This window comes from Carnimonas bestiolae (assembly GCF_051251145.1).
Classification (GTDB): Bacteria; Pseudomonadota; Gammaproteobacteria; order Pseudomonadales; family Halomonadaceae; genus Carnimonas; species Carnimonas bestiolae.
This window is the reverse complement of the sequence record NZ_JBPCZK010000015.1, coordinates 22,755-48,459: the sequence shown is the minus strand read 5'-3', so window position 1 is coordinate 48,459 and position 25,705 is coordinate 22,755. Positions and strand designations below refer to the sequence as shown.

The window sequence follows — 25,705 nt, the reverse complement described above, 5'->3', positions numbered from 1 at the left end:
ACAGAAAGAAAGGACATCGAGAGAATATCGATGGTGCCCAGGAGAGGACTTGAACCTCCACGACCTTGCGGTCACTAGCACCTGAAGCTAGCGCGTCTACCAATTCCGCCACCTGGGCCTGTGTACTGCGTTCTTGAAGAAGTGCAGTGACAACATGCTGGTGCCCGGAAGAGGACTTGAACCTCCACGACCTTGCGGTCACTAGCACCTGAAGCTAGCGCGTCTACCAATTCCGCCATCCGGGCATATTGTGTCTTGTGTCGCTTGCAGCTCGCGTGTTGCTGATGCACCTAATGGTGCCCAGAAGAGGACTTGAACCTCCACGACCTTGCGGTCACTAGCACCTGAAGCTAGCGCGTCTACCAATTCCGCCATCTGGGCGAGTTGCCATTCACTTCCGCGATGAGCGTAGGTGAAAGTGCGAACCAAGTGGCGGCAAATAATACCGATTTTTTTGGTTCGCGCAATAGCCAAAGCGATAAAAATCCAATGAAAACGGGCTTATAGCGGCCAGAACGCGGCTTTTGCTCGCTTGGCTGGTTGTCGGTATCGCCAACAATGGCCCAACGGCTTGCCCGTTAACAGATGCTCCGACGCTTCCGACGTGCGCTTTATTTCCCTAGTGAGGAGGGGACAGTTATACTCACCCCTATGGTTAACACGTCCACTATAATAGAGAGCAGTTGCTGCCTCTTTAAACAACTGCTTTTGAAGCATCGCACCTCCACCTCTTGCGATAGTCGCAGCACATTCTTTGCTAGCGTCTGTTGCCCAGCCCTACCGCACTTGGCAGTCTCTGCGCGCTTGCTGAAACGGCGCTTTACGAGCGCCCGCAAACGCTATCGCGATGCCAGCGCTGGCCATGGTCGAGACGCGTTCGCTGAAAGCATATTGCCGATGCCTTTTTCTTCCTTGAATATCACACTACCACCTCATCTTATCCCGGGGATTTGCCCATGACATCCTGGACGCTGAGCGAAGACCCCAATGCCGCTCGAGAGTCAAGCAACTACGAAAATCCAGTGCCCAGTCGCGAATACTTGCAGCAGCGACTAGCCGAGCACGGATCGCCACTGACTCATGAGGAAATGAGTGATCTGCTGGGCCTTACCGAAGAAGAAGCGCGTGAAGCAGTGCGACGCCGCATGATTGCGATGGCGCGCGATGGTCAGGTGCTGAAAACGGCCCAAGGCGCCTATGCGGCGATCGATCCTTCTGAACTGATCGAAGGCCGGGTGATCGGTCATCGGGACGGTATCGGGTTCCTGGCGCGCAAGGATGGAGAAAAACCGGATCTGGTGCTGACGCCGCGCCAAATGCGCCGCGTCTTTAATGGTGATGTGGTGGTGGCGCGTATCAGTGGCCGCGATCGGCGCGGACGCCCAGAGGGCACCATCGTCGATGTTATCGAAGCGCGCACTCAAACGCTCACCGGCATCTTCCGCGATCAGGCTTCTCATGAAGAGGGCTACGCCGCGCTGGTGCCAGAGAATTCCCGTATTCCCAACGAGGTGCTGATTGCGCCCGAGGATATCGGTGGCGCCAAAGACGGTCAGGTAGTGTCAGTAGAGATTACTCAGCAGCCTTCCCTGAAACAGCGCCCGCAAGGGAAAGTGGTTGAGGTGCTGGGCGAGCGGATGGACCCGGGTATGGAAATCGAGATTGCCATCCGCGATCACGATATTCCCGATAAATTCCCCGAAGAAGTCATCGAACAGCTGCAGAACTTCTCTGCCGAAGTGCGCGAAGAAGACAAACACGGGCGCGTTGATATTCGCGAACTTCCGCTGGTGACCATCGATGGCGAGGACGCCAAGGACTTCGACGATGCCGTGCATGCGTACCGCACCAAAACCGGCGGTTGGAAACTGCTGGTAGCGATTGCTGACGTGTCGTACTACGTCGGTATCGATAGCCCGATGGATGTCGAAGGGCGCAATCGCGGTAACTCGGTGTATTTCCCTGGGCAAGTGGTGCCAATGCTGCCCGAACTGCTATCGAATGGGCTGTGCTCCATCAATCCCGAAGTGGATCGCCTGTGTCTGGTGTGTGAAATGAATATCACCGCCAATGGTGCGATCAGCCGCTATACCTTCTACGAAGGGCTGATGCGTTCTCACGCGCGCCTCACTTACACCAAAGTGGGCGAGATGCTGGAGCAGCCCGATAGCGAAGAAGGGCGCCAACTGCGCGAGCAATACAGCGCGCTGCTGCCAGCGCTTAATGACCTGCATGGTCTCTATGGCACGCTGCGCAAAGCACGCACCCAGCGGGGCGCGATCGATTTCGAAACCACTGAAACGCAGATCGTCTTCAACGACCAGCGCAAGATCGAGAAGATTGTGCCGCGCTCGCGCAACGTGGCGCACAAGATCATCGAAGAGTGCATGCTGGCCGCTAACGTTGCTACCGCGCGCTTCCTTGAAAAACACAAACTGCCGGCGCTTTATCGTATTCACCAGCGGCCGTCAGGGGATCGTCTGCAAACCCTGCGCGCCTTTATTGGCGAACTGGGGCTAAGCCTCGGTGGTGGCGACGAGCCAACGCCCAAGGACTATCAAGCGCTGCGTGAAGCGATTGCCGATCGTCCTGATGCCGACATTATCCAGACGGTGATGCTGCGCAGCATGACCCAGGCGGTTTATTCGCCTGCCAATGAAGGGCACTTCGGGCTGGCTTATGCGGCCTATGCGCACTTCACCTCGCCTATTCGCCGCTACCCCGACCTGCTGGTCCATCGTGCGATTCGCTCGGTTATTCGCAGCGGTGAAGCCTCCGCTGAAGTGGCCCGTGTCGATGACACGCCGGTCGAACCACGTCAGCAGTGGTGCCCCTATACCGACGCGCAGATGGTCGAGCTGGGCGAGCACTGCTCCATGACCGAACGGCGCGCCGATGAGGCCACCCGTGACGTCGAAGATTGGCTCAAGTGCGAGTTCATGGCCGATAAGGTGGGCGAAGTGCTGCCGGGGCATATCGCTTCGGTCACTCAGTTCGGCATCTTCGTGCGTCTCGACGACTATTACGTCGAAGGGCTGGTGCATATCAGTTCATTGCCGTCTGACTACTATCAGTACCAGGCCGAACGCCACCAGCTCAAAGGCGATCGCACCGGTACCACTTATCGCCTGGGCGGTAGCGTGGTGGTACAGATTGCGCGAGTAGATCTCGACGACCGCAAGATTGACTTCATGATCGCGGATGACTCGTCGTCCGCCGACAAAGCCCCTGGTCGCGAAACGCGCACTCAGAAAGCAGAGCAGGAAGGTGGTGCTGACAAGGGCAATAAAAAACGTAAGCGTCGGCCGCAGCGGCGTGATCGTCGCAAACCGCGTCAGGCGCAGGGTGATGCGGAAACCAATGGCAGCGAATCTGGCAACGGCAACGATGTACCGCCGTGGGATGAACGCAAGGAAAGCAATCGCAAGCCGCGTAAGCGTTCCGTCAGCGATGCAGCCTCCGATCACGCTAGTGACAAGGCGCAACATGGCGCCGCTGATGCTTCCAACAATGCTGCGCAGAAAGCGTCACGCGATCGCTCTAGAGACAACGACTAATGGCGCGACGGGGTGATACGAAAGGGCGCCGCCCGGTCGGCGGAAAGCGTTCAGGCAATGCTGCTGCGGCTCCGCAGGGCGATACGGTATATGGCATTCACAGCGTTGAGGCGGTGCTCGCCTCGCGGCATGCGCAGGCACCGTTGGCGCTGTGGGTGCAGGAGGGAGCGGCCGAGCGCCGCCTTGCTCAGCTTATCGCACAGGCCGAACAGCGCGGCACGCCCGTTACTCAGGTAACCCGTGAAGTGCTCGATCAGAGCAGTGGTAACGGTAACCACCAGGGCGTTGTTGCCTTTTGCCCGGCGCTGCAAGCCGAGGCCGAGCAATCGCTGTTGTGGCGTTTGGAAGGGTGGAACGAACCGACACCACCGCTGCTGCTGGTGCTCGATGGCGTTACTGATCCGCACAATTTCGGCGCCTGTTTACGCAATGTCGATGCTGCCGGAGGGCACGGGGTAATTGTTGCCAAGCACCGCGCCGCACCGCTTAACGGTACCGTGCGCAAGATTGCCTCCGGTGCAGCAGAAGCCGTGCCGGTCTATCAGGTCACTAATCTGGCGCGCACCCTCGACGCGCTGCGCGAGCAGGGCGTTTGGGTGTATGGCACTGCTGGCGAGGCGCAGCAGACGCTCTTCGATGTTGATTTGCGTGGTCCTACTGCGCTGGTGATGGGTGCTGAAGGCAGCGGTATGCGCAGGCTTACCCGCGAACACTGCGACCAGTTGGTTAAACTGCCGATGGCTGGGCAGGTGTCTAGCCTCAACGTGTCAGTGGCGGCGGGCATCAGCCTGTTCGAGTCGGTGCGTCAGCGTCTCGGTTAGCCACTCGCCTGCTACCTTCTTTACATCGCGCTTGTGGTCTAGCGCTTCAATCTCTAGAATACACTGCCCCGACAGCTCCATGCCGCTATAGGGTGTGAAGCGGTCAGGGTAATCACGGGTACCTGAATAGGTGCCCCTTTTAGTGTCCAGCGCTACCCGCTGCGACTCACTCCTTGCTTTTTTTGTCAGCCGGTATTGCCGCTACTGAAGAAGCTGTTAAACCGAAAGGAGATATCATGCGTCATTACGAAATCGTCTTTATGGTCCATCCCGACCAGAGCGAACAGGTTCCGGCGATGATCGAACGCTACACCAATCTCGTCACCGAGAGCGGCGGTACTGTTCATCGTCTGGAAGATTGGGGCCGCCGTCACCTGGCTTACCCGATCAACAAGATTCATAAAGCGCACTACGTGCTGATGAATGTCGAAACCACCTCCGAGGTGATCGCTGAGCTGGAAAACATCTTCCGCTTTAACGATGCCGTTATTCGTAACCTGGTCGTTCGCGCTCAGGAAGCGGTAACTGAAGCTTCTCCGATCTCGAAATCTGCCGACGAACGTGGCGGCCGTCGTCGTGATCGTGAAGACAGCAAAAACAGCGACAGCGATGTCAGCCGCGGTGAAGAAAACGCCGAAGCTGAAGAAGACGCTACTGCTGAATAACCATCGTTTGGAGGATTGATCCATGGCACGTTTTTTCCGTCGCCGTAAGTTCTGCCGTTTTACCGCCGAAGGCGTGAAGCAGATCGACTACAAGGACATCGACACACTGAAGTCCTACATCACCGAGACCGGCAAGATTGTACCTAGCCGCATCACCGGTACTCGCGCTCGTTACCAGCGTCAGCTGGCAACCGCTATCAAGCGTGCGCGTTACCTGGCGCTGCTGCCGTACACCGACAGCCACCAGTAAGTTTCGATCCAACCCATGCTGACAAGCTTCGTTAACTGGATTCTGGCAAAGCGTCTCAACGCAGTCGTGGTAGCGCTAATTGCCAGTATTCTGCCCTGGGGCTTTTGGCTGTCAGGCGCGATTGCCGCGCTATGGACGCTGCGCAAGGGACCAACACCAGCCCTGCCGGTTATGGCAGGCGCGGTCGTTCCCACGCTGGTGTGGGCGGTCCAGGGCAATACCATGCCGCTGTGCGGGCTGGTGCTGATCATCGTTATGTCGCTGTTGCTGCGCGTAACGGTAAGTTGGAGCAGGGCGTTGATTGGCACCTCGGTTGTGGCCGCGCTGCTGATCCAAAGCGGCATCCTGATTCCGCGTCACGCCGACCAGCTGCTGGAACAGATGCAGCGTCAGTCGCCAGAGGTGAAGGCGATGATGGCGTCCTACGCTGAGCAAGGTCTCAACGCACAAATGTTGGGCGTGCTGGTGATGGGCGTATTGAGCGGCCTGGTGCTGCTGATCGTCGCATTTGGTGTAACGCTGTTGGCCCGCTACTGGCAGGCTCGGCTGTTTAACCCGGGCGGCCTGCGCGAAGAGTTTCTGCAGTTGCGGCTAACACCGCTTGAGCTGCTGGTTGTCTTCGGCATCGCACTGTTTGGCATGATGCTCGGCATCTTCTCCACCATGGTGGTGGTGTGGTTGCCGCTCATGGCAGCAGGCATTGCGCTGGTGCATGGGGTGGTCGATCTGAAAGGAATTAATGGGCTGTGGGCTGCCATCATTGATATTTTGGTGCTGGTGGCCTGGCCTGTAACGTTGATAGTGCTGTTGCTCGCTTTGATCGATTCTTTCGCGAATATTCGCGCTCGATTGGCAAGCAACAAACATTAAGAGGTCTACGAGATGGAAGTCATTCTGCTCGATAACTTTGGTAAGTTGGGCGAACTCGGTGACAAGGTGACCGTTAAGCCTGGCTACGGCCGTAACTACCTGGTGCCTTACGGTCTGGCCGTACCGGCTACCCGTGAAAACGTTGAAGCATTCGAAGCCCGTCGTGCCGAGCTTGAAGCCGAAGCTGCGCTGCGTCGCGCTGAAGCTGAAAGCCGTGCGTCTCAGCTGGCAGACATCGAGCTGTCGCTGGTCGCTAAAGCAGGCGATGAGGGCAAACTGTTCGGTTCTATCGGTCCGCGTGACCTGGCCGAAGCTATTGCTCAGGCGGGTATCGACGTCGCTAAAAGTGAAGTTCGCATGCCGGAAGGCCCTATTCGCAACACTGGCGAATATGATGTCGAACTGCACCTGCACGCCGACGTGGAAGCGCTGGTTCGCGTTGTAGTTACTGCTGAATAATCTGCAGTAAAGAAGCAACAAAGGGGCGCACCTTTCGAGGTGCGCCCCTTTTATTTGTCGCCTGAAACATGATCTGTCGTCTCACTACTGCACCGTCGTCACTCCAATAATTCAAGCGTAGAAAGAACGGCTATTTTCCGTGAAGAGCGCGTGCGATTCAGGCAAAATAGGGGAATTGATCATAGCGGCGGTACAGATAGAGCGGGGAAGCCTAGCGTTGGTTATCGGGAATTTTTATGAGTGAAGCAAACGTGCGCGACAGTGAAACAGACGCGCTAAAGATGCCTCCCCATTCGTTGGAAGCCGAACAGTCAGTGCTGGGCGGTTTGCTTTTGGACAACGCTGCCTGGGAAGTTGTCTCTGAACGACTAGTCCCCGACGACTTCTATCGTTACGAGCATCGCGCCATCTTCAATGCGGTTAAACAGCTGCTCGATGAAAGCCATGTGGTCGATGTCATCACGCTTTCCGAAGCACTGGAGCTGCGCGATCAGCTCGAGCAGATAGGCGGATTGGCCTATCTGGCCGAGCTGGCCCGCAATACCCCCTCGGCCAGTAACATTCGCGCTTATGCTGACATCGTGCGCGAGCGCGCCACGCTAAGAAAGCTGATTCAGGTGTCCAACCAGATCGCCGAAGGTGCATTCGCTCCTCAAGGGCGTCCCGCCGATGAGCTGGTGAATGAAGCCGAGCGGTTGATCTTCCAGATTTCCGAATCGCGTCCCAAGTTCGGTGGCCCCTTAGGTATGAGCGGCCTTCTGAGCAAAGCGGTCGATAAAATCGATCAGCTGTTCAATATGAAAGGCCAGATGACCGGGCTCTCTACCGGTTTTCGCGATCTCGATGAAATGACTTCAGGGCTTCAACCGTCCGATCTGGTGATCGTGGCAGGGCGCCCGTCGATGGGTAAAACTACCTTCGCCATGAACCTTGTCGAGCACGCGGTGGTCAGCGGTGATGTGGCGGCAGTGGTATTTTCTATGGAGATGCCCGCAGAGCAGCTGATGCTGCGCATGATCTCGTCATTGGGACGTATCGACCAAACCAAGGTACGTACCGGTCAACTTGAAGACGAAGACTGGCCACGGCTTACCTCAGCAGTCAATCTGCTCAAGGATCGCAAGCTGTTCGTTGATGACACGCCGGCGCTTTCTCCCAACGAAATGCGCGCCAGGGTTAGGCGGTTGGTGCGCGAGAATGGCCCCATTGGCATGATCATGATCGACTATCTGCAGCTGATGCAGGTACCCGGCATGTCCGAGAACCGTACCGCGGAAATTTCCGAAATTTCACGCTCGCTGAAGGGGCTGGCAAAAGAGTTCAATTGCCCGGTGGTCGCGCTATCTCAGCTGAACCGCTCGCTTGAGCAGCGTCCCAACAAGCGTCCGGTGATGTCCGACCTGCGCGAATCCGGGGCCATTGAGCAGGACGCCGATTTGATTGCCTTCGTTTATCGTGACGAGGTGTATAACCGTGACAATCCCGATAATAAGGGCCTGGCGGAGCTGGTCATCGGTAAGCAGCGTAACGGCCCCATTGGTACGGTGCATATGGCGTTTGTGGGCAAATACACGCGATTTGAAGATTTGGCGCCTGAAAGCTACGGTCAGTACGGCGACGAATAGCTAGGTAAAGTTTCACTCAATGGCAACATATAGGTAGAAAGGTATGGCTGGAGGATTTCGACGCTCGGGACAACAGCGTCAGCCCAAACTTCAGGGTAGGGGTACGCTGGAGAAGATGGAGCGTGAGGGGCCGTTTAAAGAGTGGCTAGGTATGCCTGATCTTTATCGTCACACGCTAGTGATCGACGGTGATACCTATACCTACCAGGTTGAGGACGCTGAACTGCCATTCGTGCCAGGCGACAAAGTGGTATTTCGCTACAAGGAAGTGAAGGCCGGCAAATGGATCGACCGCAACTCCCTGGGCACCTGGATCGACCCCAGCACCTACAATCAATAATCGCGGCATGCTAAGGGCTTAATGCGTTAAGCATTTGGGCACCGTCATTGCTCCACCTAACAGAAGCCCCGCCGCTTATGCTGCGGGGTTTTTGTTGGTGAGTACAGGCAATCCCTGAGCGGCCAGGCAATCGGTAGCGCAACTCCCGCTGTGCAGTTTCATGCCAGCGCTTGTGTTGATGCTCGTTTTAATGCGCTCGCCAACCGCCAACCGCCAACCGCCCCGGCGTCATCGTATCGTCACACTCTATCGCTATGGTTATCGGGTCGATCAAGCGCCTTGCGCAACCTGTTTGCGCGCTGGCGTGTTTTCCAACTCATTTGCCGCATTTTCAAACGGAGACGCTGAAATTTGGTAAAAGCACATCAGGAGTAACCTACTTATGGAAATCGAACAACTCAAACGCTATCCGCAGCCCGATGTAGAGCCCACTATCGTAACCTCTACGGGATTGCATCTTTACCAAATCGAACTGATGCACAATCAACGTATGGTAGGCAGGCTGCTCAAGCGGGGGCGTCCGCTGATGTTCCGCTCGCTTGATGGCGCATCTCAAACGCTACGCACGCTTGGCTTCAAACACGCGTGGCTGACCGAGCAAAACGAAGACCGCGATCGCAACACCGGCACCTCGCTGCAACTCTAACGCCTCACCGGCCCACCGTTTACCGAGCATGGCGCCGAGACCATTACTTCCCTCCACAACTGCACCACCGTTGAAAAAATTCGGTGAGTGCTTATGCCTTAAGACTCTCGCTAGCAGTTAACCGATAGTTCCTGTCAATATATTCCGATAGAGAGGCATGGGACGCACATTTCAAGTGCGTGCTATATAATTGCGCACCATCTACTAGCGAAGCAGTCGCCGATCGTTATCGATCGGGCGCCAAGGGCGCTATCATAGGTCTATTATCCAGAGGCAAGAGGTGAAGCTATGTCACAACCGCGTTTCGGAGTGTTGTTGGTAAATCTTGGCACCCCCGACGAGCCCACGCGTCCTGCGGTACGCCGTTACCTTGCTGAATTCCTCTCGGATCCGCGCGTGGTGGACCTGGCGCGGCCGCTGTGGCTGCCGATTCTGTACGGTGCCGTATTACCGTTCAGACCCAGGAAGGTAGCGGAAGCCTACCAATCTATCTGGTTCAACGAAGGATCGCCGCTGCTGGTGATATCGCGCCGCCAGCAGGCTGCCCTCAAACGCTCGCTGTCGCAGCAGTTTGGCTTCGATGTTCCCGTCGAATTGGGCATGACCTATGGTTATCCCAAGATGGAAGAGGCGATTGCCTCATTGCAACGTCAGAATGTCGAACGGGTACTGGTGCTGCCGCTCTATCCACAGTATTCGAGCTCCACCACGGCATCGGTGTTTGATCGCGTGGCGAAAGCGCTGAAATCCTTTACCAATATCCCAGAGCTGCGGATGGTGCGCCGCTACTGCGATCACCCCGACTACATCGAAGCGTTGGCGCAAAGCGTCCGTGAGCACTGGAAGGAAAAGGGCCGCCAAGGCCATCTGGTGATGTCATTTCACGGCGTGCCGAAGCGCTATATCGAGCAGAAGGGCGATCCCTACTACGACGAGTGTGACCTGACCAGCCGTTCGGTGGCCAAAGCGCTCGAGCTCGACGATAGCGAATGGACCATGACCTTCCAATCGCGTTTTGGTCGTGAGGAGTGGCTCCAGCCCTACACCGACGTCACCTTGGAAGAGTGGGGCAAGGAGCAGCGCTATGAAACTCTGGACATCATGAGCCCAGCCTTTGCCGCTGACTGCCTTGAAACGCTCGAAGAGTTGGCCATTCAAAACCGTGAAGGCTACGAAGAGGCAGGCGGCGGCGAATATAGCTACATTCCCGCGCTCAATGACCGCGAGGACCACATCGCCGTGCTGGCTGATTTGGTGACACGAAATACCCAAGGCTGGTAATCAGGCAAACCATAGTGACAGCACGAAACCGCCGCGTGGAGCAATCCGCGCGGCGGTTTTTTGCATTATCGGTGTAGGCTGCTTGGCAAGCACCTGGCTCAGCAGTCGGTAGCGGCATGCTTATCGGTCGGAGAGCCGAACGTGATGGCCTGCGGTGGGAGGGCGATAGATAATATCACTACTATTCGTATGGTTATTAAGCTTAAAAAGATGAACAAAAAAATATCGCGAGCTTACACTATGTCACATAGTCTTTTGCCGCTGGGTTGGCGGCTGCTTCGATTATTGTTGAATTTGAATAACTGTATTTACTATTGGGCTGATAGATATTTATAAAAGACGCACTCTATTAGTAAAACGACAATTCTGCCTATTCTTAACTTTATCTTTGAATCCTAATAAGGAAGTAATAATAATACTACAATTGGTGCCGCCTTCTTGCCTTATTTATGCTGTTTTACCCGTGTAAATCCCAGACTATGCAAGAATTCCTCTATCATTAGCCTAACCTTAATTTCCTCGACGATAACCGGCGTTGTGCAGTTGCTGAAGCCGCCATATAGTGCGCTGCCTTCCACACAAGCCTAATTATTGTTAAGAGGAATATAAAATGTCGTACAAAGTCAGTCTCTTCGGACATGGATTCGAAGTCCCCCAGTTCTCCGATTATTCATTTTTCAAACCGCTGAGCTGGGCTGAAGATAAGGTCGCTGATGGTATCGTCGGAGCAGTAGATTTCTTTACCTCAGAGGGCGGTGATCGATACGCTTACTATACGCTGCACGATACTAACAGTGTGTTATCCAGTAACTTTACAACCAAGTTAGAGAAAGCCTTTGGGGATAAATGGCTCGAGGACTCAGACGGTAAAGTCACCTGTTTTACTGAAGGTACCTTGATCTCTACTCCCAGCGGAGAAGTAAAGGTCGAAACATTGAAAGAGGGTGACGAAGTGACCACGCTGTCTGGCGTGAGAAAAGTCATTTGGCTAGGTATACAGCCAGCAAAATTCTCGGCTGATTTTTCTGATGAGCAGAAGCGCAAAAGTTATCCGGTTCACATTCTTCCGGGTGCGCTGGGCAATGGCATTCCCAGCCGCGAAGTGGCGGTATCCGCTTGGCACCACGTGCACATCAATGGAGTGCTGGTGCGCGCGATGGATCTGGTGAACGGCAGCACCATTTATCAGGACGACTTCGTCGAGCGGGTTACCTATTATCACGTCGAATTCGATACCTACGACATGATTGCCACTAGCGGCATGTTCTCCGAATCGTTCAGCGACAATGGCAACACGCGCGGTCGCTTCATCAATGCTGATCCCGCCAAGCTGGCCGAGAATTGGCAAAGTATTACAGGTCGTTCGCCGCGTCCGGGCTTCAAGGTGGTACGTCCTGGCGACAAAGACGAGCATCTGCTGGTCGCCATTAAAGAGCAGCTCGAGCGTATTGCTCAAAACGAAGTCGCGGTGGCGTGCTGAGCCACCCCGGCTTTGCATCAATGTGAGAGATCAGCACGTGGTAAGACGCATGAACAAAATGCGCCAGCGATGGCGCATTTTTTATTGGTGCAGGAGGGCGATAAATCATTCAGCGTATTGGCGCAGCGGCTTCGTCGCTGTCAGTACGCCAACGCCGCTATAGCGTTAATCCTGGTCGATCTGTTCGTTGATTTCGAAGGGACCACCCTGAGTATTGGATTGCCGGGGCAGTTTCATGTGCATCGCGCTCATGGTTAGCAAGTGTGCGCTGATAGGGGTGGTCACCATCAATAGCACCATGAGAATCAGCTCTTGAGCGCTGAAGGTATGGGTGTGGAACCAGAAGAACCCGATGGATGCGAGAATAATGGCACCGACGCCCACGGTAGAACTCATCGCCGGGCCGTGCATACGCATATAGAAGTCGTTAAAACGCAGCATGCCCACGGCTCCGGTCACGGCAGCCAAGCCGCCAACCACCAGCAGCAGGGCGATAACGCTCTCAATGATGAGTTGCCACATAGTCTGGCCCCCTGTTATTCGATAATCATGCCGCGCAGCAAGTATTTGCACAGCGCTGCGGTGGTTAGAAAGCTGAACAGCGCAATCAGTAGCCCAGCTTCAAATCCATAGCGGCTGCCGGTGCCTATCCCGATCAACAGGATAAGCCCAATCGCATTGACGCTTAGCGTATCCAGTGCCGAGATGCGATCAGGCAGACTCGGGCCGACCAGCACGCGGAAGATATTCAGGCACACCGCCACGCTGAACAGCAGGGCGGCAATCCACACTGCAATATGAATGATCGGATATTGAATCAGCATCCGAAAATCTCCTTGAGCGGGCGTTCGTAGCGCTCGTAAATGAAATTAACCAGCTGGTCAGGATCTTCTACATCCAGCGCATGAATCAGCAGGGTATTATCGTGGGGCCTTAGGTGCGCCGATAAGGTGCCAGGTGACAGCGAGATGGTGCTGGTTAATAGCGTGATCGGGAAGGACTCTTGCATCGCCAGCGGGTAGAAAATGAAGGCAGGGCGCGGCGCATGCTTGGGCAGCCAGATATTCTTGGCGACCTGAATATTGGCTTCCACGATGTCGTAGATCACGTGAATCAGAAACATCACCAGCTTCCACGGCTTGTGCAGCTTCGGCTGTGGCACCCAAAAGCCATCTATCAGCTTGGGAATCAGCAGCGCGACGACCAGTGCCATGACCGTGTTGCCGACGCTCAAGGTGTTCATTAGCACCCACATCACGAACACCAGGCTTGAGATGAACGGGTGGGTAATCAGCCATCCGAAGAAGCGTTTCATTGTACTGACTCCCCAAGGTTGGGTGCCTGTCCCAAAACAGCCTGCACGTAGTCACCGGGCGCAGCCAGCTGGGCCACGATATCGTGTGTGAAGCCGCTCAGCGGGTAGGCAAACAACGGGACCAGCAGCGCGACACTCAGCAGCGCAATGGCCGCGCCACCGGTGCGCCAGTTAAGCAGCGCGCCGCGCGTAGAGGCATCTTCTCCCGCACGCCAGAAGATAGTGGTGCCGGCGCGCGACATACTAATCAAACCGAGCAGTGTTGATAGCAGCACCATCGCCCACAACCAGGCGGCCTGAGTGCCTTGGGCGGTGGTCAGGATCATTACCTTGGCAATCGACCCAGAGAAGGGCGGGATGCCAAGAATGGCCAGCGTGCCTACGAAATAGAGGGTTCCCAGCAGGTAGGGCTGACGCAGCTGTCGGCTTTTGACGATGCGGGTACCTGCACGACCGCGCTGGCGACCGATGGCTTCTGCTACCAAATAAAGCCCTGCGGTGATAAAGGTGGTATGCGGCAGATAAAAGAGCACCGCGCTGTAGCTATCGACAGTGCCCATACCCAGCGCGGCAACCATGGTGCCCACTGATACCAGTGTTAGATAGCTGATCTGAATACGCAGATCGGGGCTTGAGAAAACGCCTAATGCACCTACCGCGATGGTGGCGATGCCCCCGCACCACAGCCACTGGTGAGCAAAGTAGGCAATATTGCCGGCCTGATCGCCGAAGATCAGCGTGTACACGCGCAGCAGCGAGTAGACACCTACCTTGGTCATGATGGCGAAAATGACCGCCACCGAGCCAGGCGCGGCTGCGTAGGCGCGCGGCAGCCAAAAATGCAGTGGCAGAATGGCCGTTTTCAACAAAAACACTGCCATCAGCATCAGCGCGGCAGCCTCGACCAGCCCCTGCTGGCGTTCGCTCACGTGAGCTACCTTGACGGCTAAATCCGCCATGTTGAGCGTGCCGAGCGTGCCGTAAAGCGTACCGGCTGCAATCAGGAAGAATGACGATGCCGCCACGTTAAGAATGACGTAGTGCATACCTGCCAGCGTTCTCTTTCTTCCGCCAGAGTGCAGCAACAGCGCATAAGAGGCGATCAGCAGAATTTCGAAGAAGACGAACAGGTTGAACAAATCGCCGGTCAGGAAGGCCCCGTTGATGCCCATCAGCTGGAATTGGAACAGGGCGTGGAAGTTGGTGCCCTTGGCATCCTGACCATTGGAGGCATAGAGCATTGCCGCTGCACCAAGTAGGGTCGAGATCGTCACCATGTAGGCGGCCAGGCGATCGAGCACTAGCACGATCCCAAACGGCGGCTGCCATTCGCCTAATTGATAGGTCCAGATGGTGCCATCGCGCGTCATCCACAACAGCGCTACCGCTACCAGCAACTGCAGAGTAGTGCCAACCAGCGCCAGTACGCGACGGCGATGGGGTAGCACGCTGCGCTCAAGCATCAGCAGGCAGGCGAACAGCATGGGTAGCGCAATCGGCGCTATAACCAAATGATGCATCATCGTTTGCCGCCTCGTGATTCGTCGAGCTCAAGCGGATCAGAGCGGTGATCGTGACGCGATTTGCGACGGCTGCCGTTGATATGATCGCTACCTAGGTCAGCACGTGCGCGAATGGCGAGAATCATCACAAAGGCGGTCATCGCGAAGCCAATCACTATTGCGGTCAATACCAGCGCCGAAGGCACGGGATCAATCGCGCCAAGCTTACTGCCTACCAGTCCGTCGGCACCAATGTGCAGACGCCCCATTGAAAACAGAAACAGGTTGGTCGCAAAGGTGAGCAGACTCATCCCAAGCACAATGGGCAGGGTTCTGCCTCTTAGCATCATGAATATGCCGCAGGCGGTCAAAATGCCGATGGTGGCTGAAAATATCGCTTCCATATCAGCGCATCTCCTTCTTGGCCGACTTCGCGCCGTCGATCTGACGGTGCTCGCGGGCGGGACTATAGGGAGTGGCAAGACGCCCAAGGTTGGCAAGAATCATCATCGTTGCGCCCAATACCGTCAGGAACACCCCAAGATCAAAGGCCAGTGCCGAGGCAATTTCGAGAGAGCCGATCAGCGGTATATCGAAGTGATCGAACCAGGTGGTCAGGAAGTTGTGGCCAAATAGCAGTGGCGCAGCGCTGGTCAGCCAGGCAATCAATAGCCCAACGGCAATCAAGCGCTGGAAGTCGATGCGCAGACGCCGCATGGTCCATTCGACCCCGCGTGCGGTATACATCATGATCAGTGCAGAAGCTGCCACCAGCCCGCCGATAAAGCCGCCGCCGGGTAAATTGTGGCCGCGAATGAAGAAATAGAACGCCACCATCAGCGCCAGCGGTAACACTACCTGCGCTACCGAGCCGAAGATGGTCGGGAAGTATTCCGGCGCCCACGGGCGGTTTTCAGCGCTGGTCGTCGGCACAAACAGCTTCATGCGGTTAAGCAACTTCAGCACGCCGAGCGCCGTAATCGCCAGCACCGTAATTTCACCCAGCGTATCGAAGCCTCGGAAGTCGACCAGAATAACGTTCACCACGTTGTGGCCGCCCGCACCCGACACCGCGTTATCGGTGAAGAACTTGCCGATGGAGTCGTAGTGGTCAGTCAATACGGCGAAGTTCAGACTGGCGATGACGGTACCAACCGCCGCCGCCAGCACCAGATCGCGCAAAATGCGAATGCCGCTCGATGCCCGAGGCGTTTGCTGCGGCAGGAAGAAAAGTGTCAGCAGCATCAGAATCAGCGTAACCGGCGCCACCACCAGCTGGGTGAGGGCAAGATCGGGTGACGAGAACTTCAGAAATGCCAGCGCTACCATCAGCTCGGTAATCGACAGGCAAATCAGCGCGACCAGCCTAAAGCGCTGGAAGTTAACCGTTGCAATCGCGCCGATACACAGCGCAATCGCGCCTGCCAGCACGAAGGGATCGATCGGTTGCAGCGGTACAGGCCCCATCAGGCCGGGCATCTTAATCAACCCTTGCGTCGCCATGATCAGCATGATGGTCATCATCGCCAGCATATATTGCTGCAGCGAGCGGCTGTCGATGCGGTCGAGCACACGCTCGCCAAAGGCGGTGCTGCACTGTACCGCCTTCTCAAACACCAGCTTGGCATCCGTTTTAAGGAAGTCGCGGCGAAAGCTGGAGTGCAGAATATTGCGCAACAAATAGATGATCAGTCCCAGCAGCATTGCCGCCACACTCATCATTAGCGGCAGATTGACACCGTGCCACACCGCCAGGCTTTGCCCGCTCATGGCATCGGTGGCAACCACGCTCATGGCGGTATTCAAAAGCGCGCCCACGGTGAATGAGGGGAACATGCCAACCGCTAAACACAGGATGATCAGTATCTCGATCGGCAGACGCATCGGGCGCGGTGCTTCGTGCGGCTGTTTGGGCAAAAAGCGCGGCTCGCCGCGATAGAAGACATCCACCACCAAGCGTAGCGAGTAGGCAACCGAAAGTGCCGAGCCAAGCGTCGCCAAGGCCGGAATTAGCCACGACAGGCCACCAAGACTCTGGATTTGCAGCGTTTCGGTCAGGAACATTTCTTTCGAAATGAAGCCATTCAGCAGCGGAACACCGGCCATCGATGCGCCGGCCACCGTCGCCAGTGCCGCCGTATACGGCATGTAGCGTCGCAATCCGCCCAAGCGTCGTGAATCACGCGTGCCACATTCGTGATCGACAATCCCGACGGCCATGAATAGCGATGCCTTGAAAATGGCGTGGTTGATCACGTGGAATACCGCCGCCAGCGTCGAGAGCCGAGTATCCAGCCCCAGCAGCATGGTAATCAGGCCGAGGTGGCTAATGGTGGAGTACGCCAATAGGCCTTTCAGGTCGTACTGCACCATCGCCATGTAGGCACCATAGAACATGGTGATCAACCCGGTCAGGGTAATGATGTAGTACCAGCCGTCGGTATCGCCCATTACCGGGAATAGCCGAATCAGCAGGAAGATGCCGGCTTTTACCATGGTGGCCGAGTGTAGATAGGCGCTGACCGGGGTAGGGGCCGACATCGCATGCGGTAGCCAGAACTGGAAGGGAAACTGCGCCGATTTGGTGAAGGCGCCAAGCAGCAGCAGTACCAGCACTAGCGGATAGAGCGGGCTTTGGCGCAGCGTTTCACCCGAGTGGAGCACGGTGTCCAAACTGAAGCTGCCGACGATATGCCCCATTAGCATCAGACTTGCCAGCAGGCATAGCCCGCCCGCGCCGGTAACCGCAAACGCCATGCGGGCACCTTTGCGTGCGCTGCTCGACCAGGTCCAGAAGCTGATCAGCAGAAACGACGACACACTGGTGAGCTCCCAGAAAAACCACAGCAGCATCAGGTTATCGGAGGTCACAATCCCCAGCATGGAGGTCATGAACAGCATCAGAAACCCATAAAACCGTGGCATCGAATCCTTGGCGTCGAGGTAATAGCGGGCGTACACGATCACTAGCAGACCAATGCCAAGAATCAGCAAGGTAAAGAGTAGTGATAGTCCGTCGAAGCGGAACGCTAGCGCCAGCCCCATTTTGGGTACCCACGGCAGCTCAAAGTGAAGGATCTCACCGTTCAGTACCTGTACTCCCAGCCAGCCCGTAATAGCGAGCGCCGCAGCCGGCAGTAACGCAGTCAGTAGCGCTATACGAGTGCGTCTGGCACCGCGTGCCAGTACCGGCACCAGGCTGCCAATAAGGGGGAGCAAAATAATGAAAGGCAGTAACATCGACGCTCTCTTAGTAAAGGAACAGCTACCTTGAGCGCACGAGCGGCGTACATCGGACAGGTATCCGCTGGTGCAATTTACCGGCGATCGCGACACATGCCGTTGACGCAAAAGACAGAAACGTCGCTGGACTAACGCGGCTCGGCTGAATCAATCGCCGTCAAGGCAAGCAGCGCACTGCTTGCTGGTGGTTGTTACAACGTACACAACCATCTGTTATGCGATAGCTCCGGCTCAGTATTGTTGATACTGACACGCAAGGCGCGAAGGCACTCGGCGTTATGGGCACACTGCACGGAGGTGTGTTAGGTCAAACGTTGCATTTGGCCCGGCGGGCGTTACCGATAGCAAGCATGCGTTCATTGTAAGCGTAGCAATGATTGCTGGCGTGTTGACTGCCGGAATCGGAAATTGTTAGAGATAAAAAATATCATTTTTATCAATTAATTGCCACTTGAATCAGCGAAGGTAGCTGATATTCGGGCGGAGAGTTAATGGCACGGCGGCGCACGTATGGCTGAGATGTCTAAAGTGGCCGAGCTACCGAAAAGTACGCGGCAACGGGCGCTGAAAAACAGTGTCACTGGACGCCGCACGACGCCGGCAACGCTAATAAAGGCGTGCCAGCAGCGCGACCACGGCAGTTTCAACGCGCAGAATACGGGGGCCTAGCTGTATGCCCTCTACGCCAGCCTGCTGCAATTGAGTGAGCTCATAATCAATAAAACCGCCCTCGGGACCAATAGCGAGCAGCAGCGGCGTTGCTGCGGGCAGTCCGCGTGGGCAGGGGAGCGTGGCGCTTGGGTCGGCGACTAGCCCTCGGCGTTCTGCCAATAGGGCCGGCAGTTGGTCTTCGACAAATGGCTTGAAACGTTGCGCGCTATCGACCTGCGGCATGATGGTATCGCAGCACTGTTCGAGCCCTAACTGAAGATGCTGAGTAATCTTCTCTTTACGCAGCTCGGGGCTTTGCCAAAAGCTTTTCTCGACGCGCGCGGTGTTAATCAAGGTGATTCGCTTCACCCCAAGCGCGGCCATGTTTTCGAGACTACGCGCCAGCATGCGGGGCCGCGGTAGTGCTAGCAGCACGTGTACATCAAGCGCTGCGGGCGGCTGGTGCTCAGCAACAAACGAGAACTCCGCCGCCTGTTCAGTGAGCGTCAGCAACTCGCCGCGTCCAATAGCGCCATTGAGCTCGCCCAAGCGGTACGTTTTGCCTTCCTGCGCACGATGTACCTGGTGCAGATGGGCAAGACGACGCGCATCGCTAATGCGCACTCGTGACTCACCGTCGCTGCTGATGAAGGTATCAGTGGGGGAGAATAAAATCAGATTCATGGTGAACTCGCGCAACGGCAACGTATAAGGCGGCTTAGCATACCAAATCGGCGTAGAGGCTGGTGGAACCTTCGGTTATGCAAACTAGCCGCCGCAGGCTACTCGGCTAGCGTGCAATTTCTGGCATAATACGCCACATCGCAGCGACGCCTCGCATCGTTATGCATGAGCGCGCAATCTTCATGGAGTTAGCGGGTACATAGGACGGATACAATGAACGTGTTGATCATCGGTAACGGCGGGCGTGAACACGCGCTGGCATGGAAAGCTGCGCAGTCTCCCAAGGTAACCGAGGTATTTGTGCTGCCCGGTAATGCAGGTACGGCGCAGGATCCCGCACTGACCAACGTGGCGCTTTCGATGGATGATCAGGATGCGCTGGTTGCCTTCGCCAAGGAACAGCAGATCGCGCTGACCATTGTCGGGCCAGAAGCACCGCTGGTGGCGGGGCTGGTTGACCGCTTCCAGCAGCATGGGCTGGCTATCTTTGGGCCGACGGCAGCCGCTGCACAGCTCGAAGGCTCCAAGTCGTTTACCAAGGAATTTCTGGCACGCCACGCAATTCCCACCGCCGACTTCCAAACCTTCACTCGCATCGATGAAGCGCTCGCCTATCTCGATGGACTGTCTCAGCAGGGCCGTGCTGCGCCCATTGTTATCAAGGCCGATGGTCTGGCGGCAGGCAAGGGGGTGGTGGTCGCCACTACCGAGCAAGAGGCGCGCGATGCCATTCGCCACATGCTGGAAGACAACGCTTTCGGCGATGCGGGGGCGCGGGTGGTTATCGAGGAATTTCTCGACGGCGAAGAAGCCAGCTTCATTTGCATGGTTGATGGCTCGCACATCTTGCCGATGGCCACCAGTCAGGATCACAAGCGTGCGCTGAACGGTGACAAAGGTCCCAATACCGGCGGCATGGGGGCCTATTCGCCAGCGCCGGTGGTTACGCCAGAAGTAGAAAACCGTATTCTGCGCGAAGTCATCGAGCCAACCGTGAGCGGCATGGCTCAGGAAGGTACGCCTTTTTGTGGATTCCTCTATGCGGGCCTGATGATTGATGCTGAAGGGGCCCCCAAGGTGATTGAGTACAACGTGCGTTTCGGTGATCCAGAAACGCAGCCCATCATGCTGCGACTCGACAGCGATCTGGTGGAACTGGTGCAGGCTGCCGTTGACGGTCAGCTTGATCGCGTCGAGTGCCACTGGAACTCCCAGCCGGCAGTCGGCGTGGTAATGGCGGCGGGTGGCTATCCCGGCAGTTACCGCAAGGGCGATCCAATCAGCGGCATCGAGGCTGCCGAGCACACTGGCTGCAAGGTGTTCCAGGCCGGTACCGCACTGGCAGATGATCAACTGGTCTCGGCGGGCGGTCGCGTACTGTGCGTGACCGCGCTGGGTAATAGCGTCGCTGAGGCGGCCGCCAATGCCTACCAAGGGGTCGAGCAGATTACCCTCGAAGGCGCGGTATTCCGTACCGATATCGCGCATCGTGCGATTGCCCGCGAGCAGCAATAGGGCGATTCGGCAGGCAATAACGCAGCGGTGTCGGTAACGCGCTATGCTGATTATTCGCTGCGTTAGCTACCCAACAAAGAGGCGCCCCGATGTCGCGTGAATATCCTATCGTTGCTGTTACTGGCTCTTCGGGAGCCGGCACCACCACTGCGCGACGCGCCTTTGAGCGGATGTTTCTGCGCGAGGGAGTTAACGCAGCATACGTCGACGGCGATGCCTTTCATCGCTATACCCGCGACGATCTCGCGCGGATTCGCCGTGAAGAGCCCGAGCGTGAAGCGCAGCTGTCGCACTTTCATGTCGAAGCCAACCTGATCAATCGTCTCGAGGCGCTGTTTGTCGAATACAACTTGCGGGGTACCGGTGATTTTCGCCGCTATATTCACGCAGAAGACAAGCGTTTGATCGAGGAAGGGCATCGGGTCGGTACCTTCACCGAATGGCAGAGGCTTCCCGCAGGCACTGATCTACTGTTTTACGAAGGGTTGCACGGTGGGCTGGTGACCGACGAATACAACATCGCGCGCCACGTCGATTTACTGGTGGGTATTGCTCCTACGGTCAATCTCGAATGGATTCAGAAGATCGATCGCGATATCAACATGCGTGGCTACTCGCACGAGGCAGTGGTCGATACCATTCTTGGCCGCATGCAGGACTACGTGCGGTTTATTCAGCCGCAGTTCTCGCGTACCCATATCAACTTCCAGCGCGTGCCCACGGTCGATACGACTAACCCCTTCGAGCAGCAAGCGGTGCCGACCGATGCTGAATCGTTCGTGGTGATTCGCTTCCGTGATCGCATGCAGATCGATTTCCCTTATTTGCTGGCAATGATCGAAGGCTCCTTTATTTCGCGCCCCCACACGCTGGTGGTGCCTGGAGCAAAGATGCCGCTGGCGATTGAGCTGATATTAGCCCCGAAAATCGAAGCGCTGCTCAGCCAGCGGCGCTTCCGCTGAAATGAACGCCAAGGGGCGCGGGCGTTAGCTACGCACCTTGCGGTTTAGTGATTATTGAGGATGTTATGACCACTCTGTTTGAAAAGATCATCGCGCGAGAAATTCCGGCCGACATCGTTTACGAAGACGATCAGGTGATCGCGTTTAACGATATCGAGCCTCAGGCACCGGTACACGTATTGGTCGTGCCCAAAAAGCCGATTGCCACGCTCAACGACCTTACTGACGAAGACGCCGCGCTGCTTGGGCGTCTGCCGATTACGGCAGCGCAGATCGCCAAACAGCTTGGCATAGCGGAAGAAGGCTATCGTGTGCTGATGAACTGCGGTGACAACGCCGGTCAAACGGTGTATCACATTCATATGCACCTGCTGGGCGGGCGTCCACTGCTGCTGCCTTTGGCCTAACGCCGCGCGCTGATATCAACGCTAGCAGCAGCGGCGGCATAGGCGTCTGCGGCGCACAGCCATATAGCGCCGGACGTATCCACGCGGGACGTATCCACGCTAGCCGTGCTCTCGTGAAGCCCGCTCAGGTCGGGCATCGCGTCCCCTGAAGGATTATTACCTTGGAGGTGGTTGAGATGAGTGCTGCACGTCGCTTCACCCTTACCGATGCGCTAATAACGCAATTCGACGGTCTGCTGCAAACGTTGGGCAGTGATGCCAGCCGTCATCCTAGTCAGCCGTCGCCCGCTCGCCGCTTTGCTGAGTCTGCAACGCGTGATGGCCGTCAAACGGCTGCCGAATCACTGCGCGTGGATCATCTCGATCAGGTCGTGAATGTGGCGCTGTTGCGAGGGCGCGCGCTAAGCGCTCACAACGGCCCCGAACGCGAGCGCTTGTTCGGGGTGGCGGCGCAGGGGTTCGATCGCGTGCTATGGACACAAGCGCGACTCACCGAAGTGCAGGGGAGCACCAGCCATTTGGTGCCGCTGGCTTATGCAACGGCCCTCGTGAGCGGCGCGGTGGCACAAGGCGCTGGTCAACACCACGGTCAGCAAATATCAGCGGCACACTGTCGGGCTACCGAAAAGCGCTTGCGTGATCAGTTAGAGCGCCTCTCAACCACCGATCAGCGCTCGCGAGCACTCGTCAAAGCATTGGCCGATCAGCAGGGGCAGGGAGCTTATGTGGCCAGCAGTAGCCGCAGTTGGCATCGATGGCCATTGCGGTTGGGAGCGGGTCTTGCCTCAACGGTGACAGCCCGACTGGTGCGCCATTTCTAGCAATATTGTTGTTGGCACGGGGCGATGTGCTGGTTTCGTTGCACGATGATGTCGCCGTTGCGCCAGTAAGGTGCGTAAATAGCGTGCGCTGGTTTTTACTACCGAGCGCTTGTTTTTCTCAAAGCATTGATATTCATGAAGTTTTAAAAATTGGCCTGGCCTTTGCTTTATTCTTCATGCCAGCGCACAGCAATGTGAGAGCGAATCCTTTTTCCTCGTCGCCTGGTCAATACCAATAACGAACGATTGCCCAACAAAAACAACACCGCAATCCTTGATAGCGCCACCGCCCAACAACAACAATAGCGGCTCGGCATTTCTATCAGACGACGAAACCCGACACTCTCGCGAGTGTCGGGTATTTTTTTGCTGCTGGCGGCGCTCGCCATCCCTCTTGTTGTGAAACGCGTCACAACGCATTACCTCAGCAACCTCTCAATCGCGATTACTAATGGCCGATAACGCGGATCATCTGGCTATTAGAGATGCGTGATGAGAATTTTCCTCTGTTTCCACCGTCAATCTGCGCTTACGTGGCTATTCGGTGGCTTGGCTGGTGTTGGGCCGCTGCTGATTAATGGCCCGACCTTGGCGGCCTGTGCTGTCTCGGTAGGTGGCATCGTGCTAGTACGGCTGGCCGTGATCGATATCACAACGCTAACATTGCCGAACGGCCTTACTCGACCGCTGCTATGGGGTGGATTGCTCGCCAATAGTCAGCAGCTGTTCGTGGCTGCCGATCAGGCGATTATCGGGGGCGTGGCTGGCTGGGCCGTATTCGCATTGGTTCGGGGTCTGTATCGTCTCTTTCTTCAGCGTGAAGGATTAGGCGGCGGAGACGTCAAGCTGTTCGCAGCGCTAGGAGCGTGGGGTGGTCCGCTGCTGCTGGTGCCGATTATGGGCACCGCGGCCTTGTTGGGGATCGCCACCTGCGTACTCATGTGGGCAAGTGGGCGTTATGCGGCGCGAGTTCCTTTCGGCCCCGCGCTGGCACTGTCGGGGTGGGGATGGCTGATGTGGTCGTTATATTGCTCGGGGGTCGCTATTGGTTGATGTCCTCGAGCGCCACCCCTTTGGTGCGAGGACCAAACACCGCAATCGTCAGCACAACAATCAGCATGCTGGTCACAATGAACACCAACACCGCAGGCGTGCCCAAACTATCCAGAATAAAGCCGATCAGCACGCTGGAGAATACCGTTGAAAGCCTGCTGAACGAGTAGCAAAACCCGACCGCGCGCGCACGTATCGCGGTAGGGAACAGCTCTGCCTGATACGCATGAAACGCATAGGTCATCCATGCGTTGCACAAGGTAATGGCAAAGCCGCTGATAATTAGCGCCCATGGTGCGTTCGCCAGAGCAAACAGCACGCCAAAAACCACGGTCCCCAAACTGGATGTAACGATCTGCCACTTATTCTCCAGCCGGTTGGCGGTTTTCATCATCGCCAGCGAACCAAGCGGATACGCCAGCGTAATGAAAAACGCGTACAAAAGGCTGTGGGTAGGCCCGCTTCCTTGTCCGCCTAGTAGCGCTGGCAGCCAATTGCCGAACCCAAAGAAGCCGATTGCCTGAAAGATATTGAAGGTAATCAGCATCAGCATGCGCTTGCGGTAGGGCGGCTGCCACATCGATAGCTGGCGCGATTGGCCCGAACATTGCGGTGTATCGTTAGCGCGCTCAATGGGCGGCAGCGGCCGTCCGTATTCCTGCTCGCAGCGGCGTTCAATGTTTTCGACAACGCGCGCGGCCTCTTCACCCTGACCATGATTGACCAGCCAGCGCGGCGATTCAGGCAGCGTTCTGCGCAGTCGCCACATCAGTAGCGCGCAGGCAGCTCCGATCCAAATAACCCAGCGCCATCCGGCAATATTCAGCGGGCTATGCGGTACCAGCAGCCATGACAGCAGCGCTACCGCCGGTACCGCGAGAAATTGAATGAAAAATGCGAAGGCGAACGCTGAGCCGCGCATGCGCTTGGGCACTAATTCACTCAAGTAGGTATCGATGGTCACGAGCTCGACGCCCAGCCCAATACCCACCAGCAACCGGCAGCCAATCACTCCTGCCGAGGTCGATTGCAGCGCCATGAGTACACTAAGCACCGTGTACCAAAGCAATGCATAGGCAAATACCGAGCGTCTGCCGCAGCGGTCCGCCAAGGGGCTTATCAGCACTGCGCCGATAAACAGACCCAGGAAGGTTGCTGCGCTGAAGGCCGCCTGATCGGAAAAGCCAAACAGTCCGTCACTGCCGCGTGCAAAAATTGCCGCATCTAAGAGACCGGGGCTGATATAGGCCGTTTGGAAAAGATCAAACAGCTCGAAAAATCCCCCGACGGCAATTAGTGCGGTCAGCTTCCATAGCGTGGCGACGGCGGGAAGACGATCGATGCGCGCGCCAATCGACTGGCTGTTGCTCAATGTTGCCGCGATATCGCTGGCAGAGACGTTGGCAGAAGGGAAGGAGGTGCTCATGACGGTAACCAGGAAAAAAGGGCCACCATGATATGCCTAATGCGGAGAAAGGTGCTGTTGGTTTGTGGTGCTAAACAGGCTATGTGTGGGTTAACGTAGCCTAATAAACGCATTTATTGGCACAATATTGCG

General features: G+C 56.5%; 24 protein-coding genes and 3 tRNA genes. 16 read left to right on the top strand and 11 right to left on the bottom strand.

From position 1 onward, the window contains the following. Nucleotides 1-31: 31 nt before the first annotated feature. From R84865_RS13155 to R84865_RS13145, 3 genes are all read right to left on the bottom strand, one after another. Nucleotides 32-118: transfer RNA gene (locus tag R84865_RS13155), tRNA-Leu, on the bottom strand. A gap of 40 nt (nucleotides 119-158) precedes the next feature. Then, nucleotides 159-245, bottom strand: a tRNA-Leu gene (locus R84865_RS13150). A gap of 49 nt (nucleotides 246-294) precedes the next feature. Then, nucleotides 295-381, bottom strand: a tRNA-Leu gene (locus R84865_RS13145). Nucleotides 382-956: 575 nt separating this feature from the next. Between R84865_RS13145 and rnr the strand changes: the two genes are divergently transcribed. The 11 genes from rnr (at nucleotide 957) to R84865_RS13090 (ending at nucleotide 11,994) form a co-directional block, all read left to right on the top strand. After that, complete coding sequence (rnr, locus tag R84865_RS13140) at nucleotides 957-3,557, top strand: ribonuclease R (RefSeq protein WP_435639905.1); 2,601 nt, start codon at nucleotides 957-959, stop codon at nucleotides 3,555-3,557. Next, nucleotides 3,557-4,378, top strand: coding sequence for a 23S rRNA (guanosine(2251)-2'-O)-methyltransferase RlmB (rlmB, locus tag R84865_RS13135; protein WP_435637911.1), 822 nt, complete (start codon nucleotides 3,557-3,559; stop codon nucleotides 4,376-4,378). Before rnr ends, rlmB begins: the two co-directional genes overlap by 1 nt. A 236-nt stretch (nucleotides 4,379-4,614) precedes the next feature. Next, on the top strand, nucleotides 4,615-5,043 hold the full coding sequence (gene rpsF, locus R84865_RS13130) for a 30S ribosomal protein S6 (protein ID WP_435632676.1): 429 nt from the start codon (nucleotides 4,615-4,617) through the stop codon (nucleotides 5,041-5,043). Between the two features lie 22 nt (nucleotides 5,044-5,065). Then, nucleotides 5,066-5,293, top strand: a complete 228-nt coding sequence (gene rpsR / locus R84865_RS13125; RefSeq protein ID WP_025732762.1) for a 30S ribosomal protein S18 — start codon at nucleotides 5,066-5,068, stop codon at nucleotides 5,291-5,293. Between the two features lie 15 nt (nucleotides 5,294-5,308). Beyond that, nucleotides 5,309-6,163, top strand: a complete 855-nt coding sequence (locus R84865_RS13120) for a hypothetical protein (protein WP_435639904.1) — start codon at nucleotides 5,309-5,311, stop codon at nucleotides 6,161-6,163. 12 nt (nucleotides 6,164-6,175) lie between these two features. Beyond that, on the top strand, nucleotides 6,176-6,622 hold the full coding sequence (gene rplI, locus R84865_RS13115) for a 50S ribosomal protein L9 (RefSeq protein WP_435632674.1): 447 nt from the start codon (nucleotides 6,176-6,178) through the stop codon (nucleotides 6,620-6,622). A 236-nt stretch (nucleotides 6,623-6,858) separates the two neighbouring features. Beyond that, the gene (gene dnaB / locus R84865_RS13110) at nucleotides 6,859-8,247 is read left to right on the top strand and encodes a replicative DNA helicase (protein ID WP_435632673.1); all 1,389 of its coding nucleotides are present in this window, start codon (nucleotides 6,859-6,861) and stop codon (nucleotides 8,245-8,247) included. A 43-nt stretch (nucleotides 8,248-8,290) separates the two neighbouring features. Then, entirely contained in the window at nucleotides 8,291-8,587 is a 297-nt protein-coding gene (locus R84865_RS13105; RefSeq protein ID WP_435632672.1) for a hypothetical protein, read from the top strand. 382 nt (nucleotides 8,588-8,969) lie between these two features. After that, entirely contained in the window at nucleotides 8,970-9,233 is a 264-nt protein-coding gene (locus R84865_RS13100) for a DUF6482 family protein (RefSeq protein ID WP_435632671.1), read from the top strand. 288 nt (nucleotides 9,234-9,521) lie between these two features. Further along, nucleotides 9,522-10,514: a ferrochelatase gene (gene hemH / locus R84865_RS13095; RefSeq protein WP_435632670.1), complete on the top strand. Its 993-nt coding sequence runs from the start codon at nucleotides 9,522-9,524 to the stop codon at nucleotides 10,512-10,514. 610 nt (nucleotides 10,515-11,124) lie between these two features. Continuing rightward, nucleotides 11,125-11,994, top strand: coding sequence for a Hint domain-containing protein (locus R84865_RS13090; protein WP_435639903.1), 870 nt, complete (start codon nucleotides 11,125-11,127; stop codon nucleotides 11,992-11,994). Between the two features lie 165 nt (nucleotides 11,995-12,159). On the opposite strand, the gene mnhG is transcribed toward R84865_RS13090, so the two are convergent. The 7 genes from mnhG to R84865_RS13055 form a co-directional block, all read right to left on the bottom strand. Beyond that, nucleotides 12,160-12,516 carry a monovalent cation/H(+) antiporter subunit G gene (mnhG, locus tag R84865_RS13085; RefSeq protein WP_435632668.1) on the bottom strand — a complete coding sequence of 119 codons (357 nt, stop codon included), beginning with the start codon at nucleotides 12,514-12,516 and terminating at the stop codon, nucleotides 12,160-12,162. A gap of 14 nt (nucleotides 12,517-12,530) precedes the next feature. After that, a complete protein-coding gene (locus R84865_RS13080; RefSeq protein ID WP_435632667.1) occupies nucleotides 12,531-12,818 on the bottom strand; it encodes a K+/H+ antiporter subunit F in 288 nt (95 codons plus the stop codon). Then, nucleotides 12,812-13,309, bottom strand: coding sequence for a Na+/H+ antiporter subunit E (locus tag R84865_RS13075; RefSeq protein ID WP_435632666.1), 498 nt, complete (start codon nucleotides 13,307-13,309; stop codon nucleotides 12,812-12,814). The genes R84865_RS13080 and R84865_RS13075 overlap by 7 nt, the downstream gene beginning before the upstream one ends. Beyond that, on the bottom strand, nucleotides 13,306-14,832 hold the full coding sequence (locus R84865_RS13070) for a monovalent cation/H+ antiporter subunit D (RefSeq protein WP_435639902.1): 1,527 nt from the start codon (nucleotides 14,830-14,832) through the stop codon (nucleotides 13,306-13,308). The genes R84865_RS13075 and R84865_RS13070 overlap by 4 nt, the downstream gene beginning before the upstream one ends. Continuing rightward, on the bottom strand, nucleotides 14,829-15,215 hold the full coding sequence (locus R84865_RS13065) for a Na+/H+ antiporter subunit C (RefSeq protein ID WP_435632664.1): 387 nt from the start codon (nucleotides 15,213-15,215) through the stop codon (nucleotides 14,829-14,831). The genes R84865_RS13070 and R84865_RS13065 overlap by 4 nt, the downstream gene beginning before the upstream one ends. 1 nt (nucleotide 15,216) lies before the next feature. Further along, nucleotides 15,217-18,051: a monovalent cation/H+ antiporter subunit A gene (locus tag R84865_RS13060; RefSeq protein WP_435639901.1), complete on the bottom strand. Its 2,835-nt coding sequence runs from the start codon at nucleotides 18,049-18,051 to the stop codon at nucleotides 15,217-15,219. Nucleotides 18,052-18,660: 609 nt separating this feature from the next. Beyond that, nucleotides 18,661-19,389 carry a 16S rRNA (uracil(1498)-N(3))-methyltransferase gene (locus R84865_RS13055; protein ID WP_435639900.1) on the bottom strand — a complete coding sequence of 243 codons (729 nt, stop codon included), beginning with the start codon at nucleotides 19,387-19,389 and terminating at the stop codon, nucleotides 18,661-18,663. A 213-nt stretch (nucleotides 19,390-19,602) separates the two neighbouring features. Here R84865_RS13055 and purD point away from each other — a divergent pair, with 213 nt between their 5' ends. From purD to R84865_RS13030, 5 genes are all read left to right on the top strand, one after another. Beyond that, nucleotides 19,603-20,904: a phosphoribosylamine--glycine ligase gene (gene purD / locus R84865_RS13050; protein ID WP_435639899.1), complete on the top strand. Its 1,302-nt coding sequence runs from the start codon at nucleotides 19,603-19,605 to the stop codon at nucleotides 20,902-20,904. Nucleotides 20,905-20,993: 89 nt separating this feature from the next. After that, a complete protein-coding gene (locus tag R84865_RS13045) occupies nucleotides 20,994-21,866 on the top strand; it encodes a phosphoribulokinase (protein ID WP_435632660.1) in 873 nt (290 codons plus the stop codon). Between the two features lie 65 nt (nucleotides 21,867-21,931). Then, nucleotides 21,932-22,273: a histidine triad nucleotide-binding protein gene (locus tag R84865_RS13040; RefSeq protein WP_435638160.1), complete on the top strand. Its 342-nt coding sequence runs from the start codon at nucleotides 21,932-21,934 to the stop codon at nucleotides 22,271-22,273. A 176-nt stretch (nucleotides 22,274-22,449) separates the two neighbouring features. Beyond that, entirely contained in the window at nucleotides 22,450-23,094 is a 645-nt protein-coding gene (locus tag R84865_RS13035; RefSeq protein WP_435632658.1) for a hypothetical protein, read from the top strand. A 492-nt stretch (nucleotides 23,095-23,586) separates the two neighbouring features. After that, nucleotides 23,587-24,147 carry a prepilin peptidase gene (locus R84865_RS13030; RefSeq protein ID WP_435639898.1) on the top strand — a complete coding sequence of 187 codons (561 nt, stop codon included), beginning with the start codon at nucleotides 23,587-23,589 and terminating at the stop codon, nucleotides 24,145-24,147. Here R84865_RS13030 and R84865_RS13025 read toward each other — a convergent pair. Continuing rightward, a complete protein-coding gene (locus tag R84865_RS13025) occupies nucleotides 24,137-25,573 on the bottom strand; it encodes an MFS transporter (RefSeq protein ID WP_435639897.1) in 1,437 nt (478 codons plus the stop codon). The genes R84865_RS13030 and R84865_RS13025 overlap by 11 nt on opposite strands. Nucleotides 25,574-25,705: the final 132 nt, after the last annotated feature.

Bases quoted from the DNA above. Each gene is read 5' to 3' on its own strand.
- rnr (WP_435639905.1), top strand. From the start codon at position 957: ATGACATCCTGGACGCTGAGCGAAGACCCCAATGCCGCTCGAGAGTCA.
- rlmB (WP_435637911.1), top strand. From the start codon at position 3,557: ATGGCGCGACGGGGTGATACGAAAGGGCGCCGCCCGGTCGGCGGAAAG.
- rpsF (WP_435632676.1), top strand. From the start codon at position 4,615: ATGCGTCATTACGAAATCGTCTTTATGGTCCATCCCGACCAGAGCGAA.
- rpsR (WP_025732762.1), top strand. From the start codon at position 5,066: ATGGCACGTTTTTTCCGTCGCCGTAAGTTCTGCCGTTTTACCGCCGAA.
- R84865_RS13120 (WP_435639904.1), top strand. From the start codon at position 5,309: ATGCTGACAAGCTTCGTTAACTGGATTCTGGCAAAGCGTCTCAACGCA.
- rplI (WP_435632674.1), top strand. From the start codon at position 6,176: ATGGAAGTCATTCTGCTCGATAACTTTGGTAAGTTGGGCGAACTCGGT.
- dnaB (WP_435632673.1), top strand. From the start codon at position 6,859: ATGAGTGAAGCAAACGTGCGCGACAGTGAAACAGACGCGCTAAAGATG.
- R84865_RS13105 (WP_435632672.1), top strand. From the start codon at position 8,291: ATGGCTGGAGGATTTCGACGCTCGGGACAACAGCGTCAGCCCAAACTT.
- R84865_RS13100 (WP_435632671.1), top strand. From the start codon at position 8,970: ATGGAAATCGAACAACTCAAACGCTATCCGCAGCCCGATGTAGAGCCC.
- hemH (WP_435632670.1), top strand. From the start codon at position 9,522: ATGTCACAACCGCGTTTCGGAGTGTTGTTGGTAAATCTTGGCACCCCC.
- R84865_RS13090 (WP_435639903.1), top strand. From the start codon at position 11,125: ATGTCGTACAAAGTCAGTCTCTTCGGACATGGATTCGAAGTCCCCCAG.
- mnhG (WP_435632668.1), bottom strand. From the start codon at position 12,516: ATGTGGCAACTCATCATTGAGAGCGTTATCGCCCTGCTGCTGGTGGTT.
- R84865_RS13080 (WP_435632667.1), bottom strand. From the start codon at position 12,818: ATGCTGATTCAATATCCGATCATTCATATTGCAGTGTGGATTGCCGCC.
- R84865_RS13075 (WP_435632666.1), bottom strand. From the start codon at position 13,309: ATGAAACGCTTCTTCGGATGGCTGATTACCCACCCGTTCATCTCAAGC.
- R84865_RS13070 (WP_435639902.1), bottom strand. From the start codon at position 14,832: ATGATGCATCATTTGGTTATAGCGCCGATTGCGCTACCCATGCTGTTC.
- R84865_RS13065 (WP_435632664.1), bottom strand. From the start codon at position 15,215: ATGGAAGCGATATTTTCAGCCACCATCGGCATTTTGACCGCCTGCGGC.
- R84865_RS13060 (WP_435639901.1), bottom strand. From the start codon at position 18,051: ATGTTACTGCCTTTCATTATTTTGCTCCCCCTTATTGGCAGCCTGGTG.
- R84865_RS13055 (WP_435639900.1), bottom strand. From the start codon at position 19,389: ATGAATCTGATTTTATTCTCCCCCACTGATACCTTCATCAGCAGCGAC.
- purD (WP_435639899.1), top strand. From the start codon at position 19,603: ATGAACGTGTTGATCATCGGTAACGGCGGGCGTGAACACGCGCTGGCA.
- R84865_RS13045 (WP_435632660.1), top strand. From the start codon at position 20,994: ATGTCGCGTGAATATCCTATCGTTGCTGTTACTGGCTCTTCGGGAGCC.
- R84865_RS13040 (WP_435638160.1), top strand. From the start codon at position 21,932: ATGACCACTCTGTTTGAAAAGATCATCGCGCGAGAAATTCCGGCCGAC.
- R84865_RS13035 (WP_435632658.1), top strand. From the start codon at position 22,450: ATGAGTGCTGCACGTCGCTTCACCCTTACCGATGCGCTAATAACGCAA.
- R84865_RS13030 (WP_435639898.1), top strand. From the start codon at position 23,587: ATGAGAATTTTCCTCTGTTTCCACCGTCAATCTGCGCTTACGTGGCTA.
- R84865_RS13025 (WP_435639897.1), bottom strand. From the start codon at position 25,573: ATGAGCACCTCCTTCCCTTCTGCCAACGTCTCTGCCAGCGATATCGCG.